The sequence below is a fragment of the Microbulbifer sp. genome, assembly GCF_036563125.1.
In the GTDB taxonomy this organism is placed as follows: domain Bacteria; phylum Pseudomonadota; class Gammaproteobacteria; order Pseudomonadales; family Cellvibrionaceae; genus Microbulbifer.
Genome location: NZ_DATCMV010000129.1, coordinates 1 through 11,914, shown reverse-complemented (window position 1 = coordinate 11,914; position 11,914 = coordinate 1). Strand labels below are relative to the sequence as shown.

11 protein-coding genes, 1 tRNA gene and 1 pseudogene are annotated in these 11,914 nt (G+C 58.3%); 4 read left to right on the top strand and 9 right to left on the bottom strand.

Annotated elements, in window-relative coordinates; genetic code table 11:
• A pseudogene (locus tag VIL80_RS10735) lies at positions 1-205 on the top strand (serine hydrolase domain-containing protein); the annotation flags it as partial.
• A 30-nt stretch (positions 206-235) separates the two neighbouring features.
• Here VIL80_RS10735 and VIL80_RS10730 read toward each other — a convergent pair.
• Positions 236-1,180 (bottom strand): tellurite resistance TerB family protein, encoded by a 945-nt coding sequence (locus VIL80_RS10730; protein WP_332036110.1) that lies wholly within the window; start codon positions 1,178-1,180, stop codon positions 236-238.
• Positions 1,181-1,357: 177 nt separating this feature from the next.
• Between VIL80_RS10730 and VIL80_RS10725 the strand changes: the two genes are divergently transcribed.
• Complete coding sequence (locus VIL80_RS10725; protein WP_332036109.1) at positions 1,358-2,341, top strand: calcium/sodium antiporter; 984 nt, start codon at positions 1,358-1,360, stop codon at positions 2,339-2,341.
• A 21-nt stretch (positions 2,342-2,362) separates the two neighbouring features.
• Here VIL80_RS10725 and VIL80_RS10720 read toward each other — a convergent pair whose 3' ends face one another.
• The 8 genes from VIL80_RS10720 to VIL80_RS10685 form a co-directional block, all read right to left on the bottom strand.
• Entirely contained in the window at positions 2,363-2,680 is a 318-nt protein-coding gene (locus tag VIL80_RS10720) for a chaperone modulator CbpM (RefSeq protein WP_332036108.1), read from the bottom strand.
• Positions 2,681-2,699: 19 nt separating this feature from the next.
• Positions 2,700-3,641 (bottom strand): DnaJ C-terminal domain-containing protein, encoded by a 942-nt coding sequence (locus tag VIL80_RS10715; RefSeq protein WP_332036107.1) that lies wholly within the window; start codon positions 3,639-3,641, stop codon positions 2,700-2,702.
• Positions 3,642-3,766: 125 nt separating this feature from the next.
• On the bottom strand, positions 3,767-4,528 hold the full coding sequence (locus tag VIL80_RS10710; protein WP_332036106.1) for an OmpW/AlkL family protein: 762 nt from the start codon (positions 4,526-4,528) through the stop codon (positions 3,767-3,769).
• Between the two features lie 531 nt (positions 4,529-5,059).
• Positions 5,060-5,365: a BolA family protein gene (locus VIL80_RS10705; protein ID WP_318954577.1), complete on the bottom strand. Its 306-nt coding sequence runs from the start codon at positions 5,363-5,365 to the stop codon at positions 5,060-5,062.
• Between the two features lie 33 nt (positions 5,366-5,398).
• Complete coding sequence (gene djlA, locus VIL80_RS10700) at positions 5,399-6,187, bottom strand: co-chaperone DjlA (RefSeq protein WP_332036105.1); 789 nt, start codon at positions 6,185-6,187, stop codon at positions 5,399-5,401.
• A 171-nt stretch (positions 6,188-6,358) separates the two neighbouring features.
• Positions 6,359-7,672, bottom strand: coding sequence for a sodium ion-translocating decarboxylase subunit beta (locus VIL80_RS10695; RefSeq protein ID WP_332036104.1), 1,314 nt, complete (start codon positions 7,670-7,672; stop codon positions 6,359-6,361).
• A gap of 10 nt (positions 7,673-7,682) precedes the next feature.
• On the bottom strand, positions 7,683-9,470 hold the full coding sequence (gene oadA, locus VIL80_RS10690) for a sodium-extruding oxaloacetate decarboxylase subunit alpha (RefSeq protein WP_332036103.1): 1,788 nt from the start codon (positions 9,468-9,470) through the stop codon (positions 7,683-7,685).
• 120 nt (positions 9,471-9,590) lie between these two features.
• Positions 9,591-9,842: an OadG family protein gene (locus VIL80_RS10685; RefSeq protein WP_332036102.1), complete on the bottom strand. Its 252-nt coding sequence runs from the start codon at positions 9,840-9,842 to the stop codon at positions 9,591-9,593.
• A 303-nt stretch (positions 9,843-10,145) separates the two neighbouring features.
• Here VIL80_RS10685 and VIL80_RS10680 point away from each other — a divergent pair, with 303 nt between their 5' ends.
• Together VIL80_RS10680 and VIL80_RS10675 are read left to right on the top strand one after the other, a co-directional pair.
• Positions 10,146-11,183, top strand: a complete 1,038-nt coding sequence (locus VIL80_RS10680) for a tRNA dihydrouridine synthase (RefSeq protein WP_332036101.1) — start codon at positions 10,146-10,148, stop codon at positions 11,181-11,183.
• Positions 11,184-11,428: 245 nt separating this feature from the next.
• A tRNA-Arg gene (locus tag VIL80_RS10675) sits at positions 11,429-11,505 on the top strand.
• Positions 11,506-11,914: the final 409 nt, after the last annotated feature.

The following is an 11,914-nucleotide window of genomic DNA, read 5'->3' as shown; positions in this document are numbered from 1 at the left end:
CCCGCGCTACGGCTATCAGTTCTGGCTGAACGGCGGTGGTGAAGAACTGCGCTTTCCGGCGCTGCCGCAAGACAGCTACTTTATGCTGGGCAACCGCCAGCAGGTGGTCATGATCTCGCCATCCACCAATACCGTGATTGTTCGCCTGGGGTGGAGTGCCGGCAGCTACCCCACAGGAGAAAACTTTGCCCGCTTGCTGCCGTAACCGAAAGGGTATTGCACGCGCGGGCTAAAACTATCCCGGCAACTGCCGCTCAATCAGTTGCGCCGCCTGCTCGGAGATACCCAGTTTCTCCGCCAACGTATCGAGATACTGGCGCTCTTGCATATTGTCAGGGTTGGCGGTCATCGCCGATACCAGATACAGATTGAACGCGGTGGCCGGATTATCGGCGGCCGCCACCACTTCATCGACACTGACCGGCTGGGTCAGGAAATCGCGGAATTCATCCAGGTCCGAGGTATCCAGCTGGCCGCCCAGCGCCTGCAGGATATTGCGCTGCTCCGCCTCGTCGATGCGACCATCCGCCTGGGCCGCAGCCACCATCGCTTTCAGCATGGCGTCTGCCTGCAGCTCGCCATCGGGCTCGCCGCTCTCATCGGCAGTATTCACAAAGCCAAACAGGCCGCCCTTTCCCCGCGGTGACATGCTCTGCCAGCTGCCAGGATTGGTCTGCGGCCCCTGCGGGCCCTGCTGCCCGAACTTACCGCCTGCACGACCAAATATCTGCCCGAGAATATCGCCGAGGCCGCCCATATTGCCGCCCCCAGGGGCGCCCCCCGGCATCTGAGTTCCGCCGGGCATCTGCCCCGGCACGCCACCGGACTGTTGCATCTGTGCGAAAATACGCCGCGCGATTTCCATCAAAACCGCCGCTCCGCCGGCACCGGCGCCGGCGGGGATGGCCCCGCCAAAGATATCGCCACCGGGAGCCTGCCCTCCCGGACTCGGTCCACCACGGTTCCAACCACCGGGCTGGCCCGCGCGGGCGAGGATATCGTCAAGGCTCGGAGCACCTGTCTCACTTCCGGGCTGCTGCGGAGGCGGCACCTGGCTGAAGTCCGGGCGCTTGAAATCCGGTGTCGTGCCCGGCGCAGGTGCAGACTGCTGGCGCATTTTCTTGTTGAGCATTGACATACCTGCGCCAATCAGCGCCCCCAGAAGCAATTTCTTGTTCATTGATCACGCCCTCAGCCCAAAACGAAACTGTGCAAACTGTAGAGTCCGCAATATCGCGCCACCACCGCCGACGAAGCGCCATTCAACCCTGCAAGCTGTCTGCAGAGTCGCTACAATCGCCCCCCGAAACGGCTGTCAGCTGCAGCTACACTGAAGTACCAGAAATTAAGGATGCCCATGATTCTTCCCCTGCTCGCCATCGTTGCCGGCTTTGCCATCTTGGTCTGGAGCGCCGATCGCTTTGTGGAGGGCGCCGCCGCAACCGCCAGACACGCCGGAATGCCACCACTGCTTATCGGCATGGTGATCGTGGGTTTTGGTACTTCCGCTCCGGAAATGGTGGTTTCCGCCATCGCCGCGATGGATGGCAGCCCCGGCCTCGCACTGGGCAACGCTTACGGCTCCAACATCGCCAACACCGGCCTGATCCTGGGCGCCACCGCGATGCTGATCCCCCTGACCGTAAACAGTAAAATCATCCGCAAGGAATTGCCGCTGCTGCTGGCGATTACCTGCGTCACCGCGGTGTTTTTCTGGAATGGCGGCCTGAGCCGCACCGAGTCCCTGATACTTCTCGCCGGCTTTTTTGCGCTTATCGGCTGGTCAATCTATTCGGCCATGCGGGGAAGAGGAGACATCGTCGAAAGTGAATTTGAGAGCGAGCTGGCGGAACACGACATGCCGCTGGGCAAAGCCCTGTTCTGGGTAATCGCCGGTCTGATCCTGCTGATCTTGAGCTCTCGCCTGCTGGTGTGGGGCGCCGTCAGCATTGCCCAGCAACTGGGGGTCAGCGATCTCGTCATCGGTCTTACCATCGTTGCCCTCGGCACGTCCCTGCCGGAACTCGCCGCCACCGTTGTCGCAGCGCGCAAGGGCGAACACGATATCGCCATTGGCAACGTGGTCGGCTCCAACATGTTCAACCTGCTGGCGGTGGTGGGAATCGCCGGTGCCATTTCGCCCATGCCCACGATCCCGCCGGAATTGCTCACCCGCGACTGGCCGATGGTGGTTGGGTTGACCCTGGCGCTGTTCGTTTTTGGGTATGGTTTCCGCAAGCCGCACGGCCGCATCAACCGCTTCGAAGGCGCCGTGCTGCTAACCGCCTATGTGGCCTATACCACCTATCTGGTGGTGGAAATCACCGGCAAGGCTGCGTAACGGCAACAACAGCCAGCACCATCAACGCCGCTCCAGACGGCGTATTCGCGCCCGGAGCTGTTCGATTTCCTCGAGCAGCTCCAGTGCCAGCGCAGCACCGGCATGGTTGACGCCAAGATCCTGCTCCAGCCGCACCACGCGACGTACCCTGGCGACACAGACGCCACTGAACAGCATTGTCCCGGAAGCCTGCCGGGCCTCAATAATCCCCTCTTCCACCAGCGCGATCACCTGTTCTGCATTCAGTGCACATGCAGAACACAGCTCCCGCAAGGTTATCTGGCTGCCCTCGTCCAGGATGACTGCCGCCATCTCGGTGCTGTGGTTTTCCTGTGTCATCGCTAGAGTCCTCTTGCTCTCAGCCGCGCGGATCAAACTGGAAGGCATCGCGGAAATTTCGGTAGGCCTCGCGCTCCGCTTCCGAGTTGGCCTCTGGCGTCACAATATCGAGCACCACGTAAAGGTCTCCCGGCTCCCTGGCGGGGAGCCCCCGTCCCTTGAGGCGCAGCTTGCTGCCACTTTTGCTGTTGGGCGGAAGCGTCAGGTTTACCAGGCCATCCGGGGTTTGAACCGGCACCTTGCCGCCGAGCGCGGCCTCCCATGGAGACACCGGTAAATTCAGGTATACCGTGCTGCCTTCCACGCTGAAGCGCGGATCGGGGTTAAACACAATTTCCAGGTACAAGTCCCCGGGTTTGCCATCGCCCACTCCGGGCTCCCCCTGTCCCGCCAGGCGAATCTGCTGCCCCTCGGTGACCCCCTTGGGGATAGTGACGTTCAACTTGCGCTCCTTCACCACCGGACGCCCATCCTCACCCAGCACGGAATGCTTCAGGGTGATCTGGCGCTTGCTGCCGGCATAACTGTCCGCAATATCAATGGCAATACGCGCGTAAGTGTTTTCCCCATGGGCATGATAGCGATGGCCGCCGTGGCGAAAATCCGCGCGCGAGAAACCACCACGACCGAACAGGCTTTCAAAGAAATCACTGAACGCTTCCGGATTCGCCTCGGTGTAACCACCGCCATGGAACTCGAACCCCTGGTCCCAGTTAGGCGGTGGCCTGAACTCCTGGCCGCTATTCCAGCTACTCCCCAGCTGGTCGTAGGCTGCGCGCTTTTCCGGATCTTTCAGCACCTCATAGGCTTCATTGACTTCCTTGAAGCGCTCTTCCGCGTCCTGTTCCTTACTCACATCCGGGTGGTATTTACGTGCGAGCTTGCGGTAGGAGCGCTTGATTTCATCCTGTGCTGCGCTGCGTTCGACCCCAAGGATCTTGTAGTAGTCGCGGTATTCCATACAGAAATCGTCGCTTCCCTTTCACATTTTCTGATGATCACACTGTAGACATGAAAAAGGCACCCGCAGGTGCCTTTCCGTTCTTCCGTGAACGCTACTCTAGATTAAACGATCACATCACGTGATCAGAAAGAGTAGCCAACGCCCAGGTTGAACACCCAGGGGCTGTAGTCCACATCGCTCACAGAGATGCGGCGAGTGACATTGGGATCCAGGGACTGCGCATCCTTGTAGTAAATGTTGAAGTCGGTGTCTGCATCAATGTACAGAACCGCGGCATTTACCAGGAAGGCACTTTCACGACCAAAGCGGAAATCGACACCGATTTGACCAGTGAAGCCCCAGGAGTGGCCCAGACCAAAATTGGCGTCATCCACGATGACGTCGTTATCGATCAGGAGGTCGTTGAACCGACGGGAGAAGCTTTCATCGCTGAAATCGGTGTAGTTAACACCGATACCCACGTAGGGCTGCCCCATGCAATCGCGGCTCAGCGGATACCAGTTGAGGAACAGGTTGGAGTAACTTGCATCGAAGCTGCCTACGTCATAGTTGTCGATGTCATAAACAACGTCGCCGGTACGAATACGCGCAAGCTCCATATCACTGGAAGTATCACCGATATACATCAGCTCAACACCCCAGTGCTCTACCGGCAGCCAGGCGCCAGAGATGTTCCAGGTGGTGTCGCTATCCAGATCGAAATCTTCTTTGATCCAGTTTTCATCAAAACGAAGATTGCTGTCGCTGTTGTCTGGATCGACCCAGCTGGCACCAACACGGACAACAAAGTCACTATCACTCCACCAATCGGCTGCGGCTTGTTGGGCACTAACCATTGCAGCTACAGCGATCGCAAGCGGTGTCAGAACGCGTGTCATTTTCATTGAGAACTCCATCGTATTCGGCAAATTAAACAGCAATTAACCCAATCAATGTCAGTCTAGACACGGAACTATTCGGCTGTAGAAAAATCAACCAAAAAAAATCTTTATCTGTGGAACTTTTGTGCGATTACGTCGCCAGATTACTTTTTAAAAAAGCGCCGCACGCCAGGCGTAAAAATCCTCCACTCTGCGAAAGAGGATCTGGAGGAAAAAATAACCGCCAACAAGGGAATTTTTCACGCCAAACTGCGACAGAAAAAATGTTTTTTGCGACAGGATATTCAACGCAGAAACTCATGCCGGAGAAAAATAGGAAAATTTCCGTCAACCATTCAGACGACATTCAGGTCAAAAAATCAGCGCTGCGGCGAAAGTAAAGAAATGTTTTGCGTGTGAAAAAGGCGGGGAAAACTGCGTTCAGACGGACAGCGGGATAACAGGCCGGGACTATAAAGAAGGGAATAAACCAACCCCCGGGGCAGAATCCGCGAGCCGATTCATCAACTCGCGGATTCTGGCACACAGGTTTACTCAGGCCTTGCTGCCGCCCATGCACTGCGGACTGGCTGGCGCCTGGCCTTCCCACTCTTCCGCGGTATATAGATGAAGGGCCAATGCGTGAATCGGACCGGCCATTTCTTCCGCCAGCACCGCATATACCTTCTGGTGACGCTGCACCTTGCGCACGCCAGAGAATGCATCGCTGACCAGCACCACGCGGAAATGCATTTCCGAACCCGCGGGCACATTGTGCATATGGCTTTCGCAGGCGACTTCAATGTGCGAGGGGCTCAGCGCCTCACTCAGTTTCTGCTGAATCTGTTGTGCCAATGACATTTACTGCTCCTTTAATAAGACGCGGTCAACCAATCACACCTGATCCACCACTGCCTGGCGCTTGCGCGCGGCAACAATGGTGTCGTACGCCACGGTAATACTTTTCATCTGGTCTTCCGCATGGCGCATGAATTCATCCGGCAGCCCTTTGGCCGCGATCTTGTCCGGGTGGAACTCCGCCGCCTTGCGACGATAGGCCAGTTTAAGGTCCTTATCGCTCACCTCGGGACTGCAGCCGAGCACATCGTAATGGGCCTGTAGCGAGTCGCCGCGGGCGCCGGGGCTGCGGTGCGCGAACTCATTGAACATGGCGGTATAAATGGAAGCGTGCAGTCCCAGCGCCTCCGGAATCTGGCGCAGGATCTTCTCTTCCGCCGGGTGCAGTTCGCCATCGGCAAAGGCCACCGCAAACAGCAGCCGGTACACCATCTCCCGCATCGCCTGGTTGCGAATCAGCTGGCGATACTGGTTGGCGTAATCGTAAATGCTGAACTGATCGTCCTTCGCGTTCTGGAAAATCTTGATCGCCTGTTGGCGGTCTTCGGCATTCAGGCGCAGGTTGTTGTTGATGAAGTCATCAACCAGCTGGATCTCCGCTTTGGAGACCTGTCCATCCGCCTTGGCCATTTTGGCCAGCATGGAAAACAGTGCGACGATAAATACCGTCTGCGCACCTTCACGGTTCAGGGTAACCCCGGCCTCGCTGAGCTTTTTCAAGCCGGAGCCAAAGGAACTGCCGACCCATGCACCCAGCGCCGCACCAATGGGGCCACCAAACACCATGCCGATACCGGCGCCGATACCCGCACCCAACCAGGACATAACCTCTCCTACCGGCACCGCAGTGGCGCCAATGTACTGACAAAAAAGGGCGGACATCTTAGCACGTCCACCCCACTTGCCCTGAACCCTTGGTGACCAATTGGTCGCAACCGGAATTCACATATGAAAAACCCCGCCGCGGCGGGGTTTCAGGTGCATCGCGCCAACCGATCAGCCGGTCATCGCGCGCACCATGGTGATCATCACCCCCGCCGCCACCGCGGAACCGATCACCCCGGCCACATTCGGCCCCATGGCGTGCATCAGCAGGAAGTTGTGCGGGTTCGATTCCAAACCGAGCTTGTTGGAGACCCGCGCCGCCATCGGCACCGCGGATACCCCCGCGGAACCAATCAACGGGTTGATCTTGTTCTTGCTGAAGACGTTCAGCAGTTTGGCCATCAGCACACCGGCCGCGGTACCGATCGCGAAAGCCACAATACCCAGCGCCAGAATACCGAGGGTTTTCGGGTCGAGGAACTTGTCTGCCGCCAGCTTGGAACCCACGGAGAGGCCGAGGAATATGGTGGTGATGTTGATCAGCGCATTCTGCGCGGTATCCGACAGGCGGTTGACCACCCCACACTCGCGCATCAGGTTACCGAAACAGAACATCCCCAGCAGCGGCGCCGCGTCCGGCAGGAACAGCGCCACCAGAATCAGCAGCACCAGCGGAAACACGATCTTCTCGCGCTTGCTGACCGGGCGCAGTTGCACCATCTCGATCCGGCGTTCCTGTTCCGTGGTCAGCGCACGCATGATCGGCGGCTGTATCAGTGGCACCAGCGCCATATAGGAATAGGCCGCCACGGCGATGGCACCGAGCAGATCCGGCGCCAGCATGCTGGACACATAAATGGCCGTGGGACCGTCGGCGCCGCCGATGATGCCAATCGCGGCCGCATCGGCAATAGAGAAATCCATGATGCCCGCTGCGGACATGGCCACCGCACCCAGCACCGTGGCAAAGATACCGAACTGGGCCGCCGCCCCCAGGAACAGGGTGCGCGGGTTTGCGAGCAGTGGACCGAAATCGGTCATCGCCCCCACGCCCATAAAGATCACCAGCGGGGCGACGCCAGAGGCAATGGCCACACTGTAGAAGTTGTACAGCATGCCATTGGAAAAGCCGGCATCCGCAGCAACCTGCACCGCGCGCTCGTGAGCGGCAGCAGGCGCATGCTCCAGAGCGACTTTCAGCGCTTCCATGGATTCAAAGCCCGCAAGCCCGAGGGCGTGCGCCAGTTGTGTAAGCACCCCGATGTCGCCGGAATGGAGGGCAGCCTCCACAGCCGGTGCGGCCATGTTGGCTCCGGGGATATTCGCGAGAATGCCGCCAAAGCCGATGGGCACCAGCAACAGCGGCTCGAAATTCTTGCGGATGGCCAGGAACAGCAGCAACAGCCCGACAAGAATCATGATGAACTGCCCGGAGGTCATCTGGTAGACCCCGGACGAGAACCAGAGATTGGTGAGATTATCCACGAGGCCCCCGTTATGCGATGGTCAGCAGGGCATCGCCCACGGCCACGGAATCACCTTCCTTGATAGTGACCCCGGTGATACTGCCGGACCGGGGGGCACTGATCGCCGTTTCCATTTTCATGGCTTCGAGGATCACAATATTCTGGCCTTCCGCCACCTGGTCACCGGGCTTCACCAGCACCTTGAAAATATTGCCGGCAAGCGGTGCCTTCACCGGAGCGCCGCTGCCAGAAGCGGGCGCAGGCGCACTGACAGCGGTGGCGGTACCACCACCGATCCGCACCATACCAGTCAGGTCGCCACCATCGGACACGGTCACGGTGTAGCTCTGCCCTTCCACGGCAACGGTATAAACACTTTCGCCCTGGTCGTTCTTGACCTCAGACGCCTCTTTGCCAGTGGGCACCGGTTCGAATACCGACGGGTTGCCGCGATTTTTCAGGAACTTGAGGCCGATCTGCGGGAATAGCGCATAGGTCAGCACATCATCGATTTCACCATCACCGCTGATCAGCGCAATGTCGTCTTCCACCGCCTTTTGCTGCAGCTCCGCCGCCAGCTTGTCCAGCTCCGGCGACAACAGGTCGGCCGGACGGCAGGTTACTGGCTCCGCGCCATCCAGAATGCGATCCTGCAACTCTTTGTTCACTTCCGCCGGGGTCGCGCCGTACTCGCCCTTGAGTACCGCAGCGGTCTCTTTGGAAATGGACTTGTAACGCTCGCCGGTAAGTACGTTGAGTACCGCCTGGGTACCCACGATCTGGGAAGTCGGTGTCACCAGCGGAATGAAGCCGAGGTCCTGGCGCACCCGTGGAATTTCTTCCAGCACCTCATCGAGGCGATCGCCGGCACCCTGTTCCCGCAACTGGTTTTCCATATTCGTCAGCATGCCGCCCGGCACCTGCGCTACCAGGATGCGGGAATCCACACCACGCAGCGAGCCTTCAAATTTCGCATATTTCTTGCGCACCTCGCGGAAGTAAGCGGCAATCTCTTCCAGCAGGTTGATATCGAGTCCGGTATCGCGATCGGTACCTTCGAGAATCGCCACCACCGCCTCGGTGGGGCTGTGGCCATAGGTCATGGACATGGAGGAAATGGCGGTGTCGATATTGTCGATACCCGCCTCCACGCACTTCAGCGCTGTGGCCGTGGACAGCCCGGTAGTGGCGTGGCACTGCATGTGAATCGGAATATCCACCGCCGCCTTGAGTCGGGTAACCAGCTCGTAGCCCTCGTACGGGCGCAGCAGGCCGGCCATATCCTTGATCGCAATGGAATCCGCGCCCATGTCCTCAATCTGGCGGCCGAGGTCCACCCACATGTCCATGGTGTGTACCGGACTCACGGTATAGGAGATGGTGCCCTGCGCATGCTTGCCCTGTTTTTTCACCGCGCCCAGCGCGGTTTTCAGATTGCGCATATCGTTCATGGCGTCGAACACACGGAATACGTCCACACCATTGGTGGCGGCGCGCTCGACAAATTTTTCCACCACGTCATCTGCATAGTGGCGGTATCCGAGAATATTCTGGCCGCGGAACAGCATCTGCTGTGGCGTATTCGGCATCGCCTTTTTCAGCTCGCGGATACGCTCCCAGGGATCCTCGCCCAAGTAGCGGATACACGCATCGAAAGTGGCCCCGCCCCAAGATTCGAGAGACCAGAAACCGACCTTATCCAGCTTCTCCGCAATCGGCAGCATGTCGTCCAGGCGCAGGCGGGTGGCGAATAGCGACTGGTGGGCGTCGCGCAGGACTACATCGGTAATCCCCAGTGGCTTTTTAACCTCAGTCATGGGTCGTCTCTCTCGGAAAATTGATCTTGGCAAGTTGGGGGTTGAAAACTTTGCCCACCAATACCATCGGCATACACGGGCAAATCATTATCTGTCGGCGTTTATAAACGTGACTTCCGCTCAGCGGCGCTTGTTGCGATGCTGCTCGATCGCCGCCTCGATAATCTTTCTGAGGCGCACATCGTTCTCGGGGGCGGAGTGGGCAATGCCGGTCGATGGCGGTACGGCAACGGGCTCCGGCTCGGGGAAGTAACGTGTCATCACGCGGGACATTACGGTGGTGCAGATCACGAGCAGCAGCAAAAAAGTGAATACGATTCCCATGCCGAATAGCGTGATATCGAGACCTTGCTGTAACAGTGATTCCTGCACTTTTCCCCTCGCTTATTTGAATGTTGTTGAGCTTGTTATGACGTTGTTGTGAATCAAGCGAGTCACATTATCGATATAAGATCCTTTCAAAATCAAACACTTATTAGTTACAGAAGCAACCAAGATCCCACCCAAAACCGGTAATTTCGTTCATTTTCATTGCCAAATTCGGCCAGCCAGCAAAAGTGCCGGGAGAGACACCAGCAGGCGCACAGGTGGCTGATGAAAAATTGCGCAAGCGGGAAGCATATTACGTACAATGCGCACCCAAACCTTTGAACGAAGTAAGTAGTAACCCTGCCTATGCGCGACCAGCCCCAACTGCCCACGCCAAAAATCTATCAGGCACCGATGGAAGGGGTCATCGACCACCATGTGCGGGCCCTGCTGTCCGCTATCGGCGGTATTGACGTGTGCGTGACGGAGTTTGTGCGGGTGACCCACACCCACCTGCCGCGCAAGGTCTTTACCCGCTTTTGCCCTGAACTGGAACAAGGTGCGACGACCCCAAGCGGTACCCCGGTAAAGCTGCAGCTGCTGGGGGGCAACCCGGAGTCCATGGCGCACAATGCCGTGCGAGCGGTGGAAGCCGGCGCTCACGCCATTGACCTGAACTTCGGCTGCCCCGCCAAATCCGTCAACAACAGCGATGGCGGTGCCTGCCTGCTGCAGTCGCCATCACGGGTGGAAGGCATTATTGCTGCGGTACGCAAGGCCTTGCCGGCGGACATCCCGGTATCCGCAAAAATTCGCCTGGGCTACGAAGACCGCAGTAGCTATCTCGACAACGCCCGCGCTGCAGAAGCCGGCGGCGCCGCGGAGCTCGCCGTGCACGCCCGCTCCAAGGTGGACGGTTATCGCCCGCCGGCGTACTGGGAGTACATCGGCGAAATTCGCCAGCAGATCGGCATTCCGGTTATCGCCAACGGCGACCTGTGGACCGTCGATGACTTCCTGCGCTGCCGCGATGTGACCGGCTGTAACGCCTTCATGTTCGGGCGCAGCCTGCTCGCGCGCCCGGATATCGGCCTGCAGATCCGCGCCCTGTGCGAAGGGCGGCAATATCAACCACTGCAATGGCATGAAATCGTCGCCCGCCTTTACCACTATTACAGCGCCACCAAGGCCGAGTACCCGGCCAAGTACCTGGGTAACCGGATCAAGCAGTGGCTCGCCTACCTGAAACTCAGCTACCCCCAGGCGGACGTATTCTTCGAGCAGATCAAGCGTCATCGGGAACCGGAATTGCTGGAACTCGCATTCGCACAACATCTCGAACCCGCCACCGCCCCCGAGAGTCCGGCGCCCAAGCGCGTGCAGGAAGAATGGAGCGCGGCCTGAGGTAGCCCGAGGATCGAAAGCGGCGCTGAAAACGTAAACACGGCCAAGAAAAGCGGAAAATGAAAAAGTGCTTGCAATAGCCCCGACCCAGAGGCAGAATGCGCGCCCTATCGAGCTGAACCGGTCTTCCCCGGAAAGCCCCGAAGCTCGGTAACCTGCGGATTTTTAAAGAGTTTTTGAAAAAGATCTTTAAAAAATAGTTGACGGAGCCAAGGCAAGTCACTATAGTTCGCAACCACAACGACGCACTCGTAGCTCAGCTGGATAGAGTACTCGGCTACGAACCGAGCGGTCGGAGGTTCGAATCCTCCCGAGTGCGCCAAATTGAAAAGCCCGATCCGAAAGGATCGGGCTTTTTTATTTCCCCCGCCTACCCTCGCTCTTCGCCACGGCAAACCCCAGAGTGCGTTACACAAGGTCTTGACGCCTAAACGCCATCTGAAGCCAATAGAACACCCAGCCCGTCAGTTACCACACCCGGCCGAACTCAAGGGAGGCAAGCGAACAAACTGGCTCCGGTGCTGACCAGTTATGGCCGGCTCTGCCGCGCGGGCACTGAATATGCAACACCGCGACATTCCATATATTCATGGCACATGTCATAGGCGGTTTTACCGCACGCCTCGAGCACCACACCGTTCCCCCCCAAACTGTGGGTTCTGACCTTTAGATCGCTTACCAGGGCTGCTTTACTTGGCTTTGGCTCATCCAAACGCTCCTGGCAATAAGAC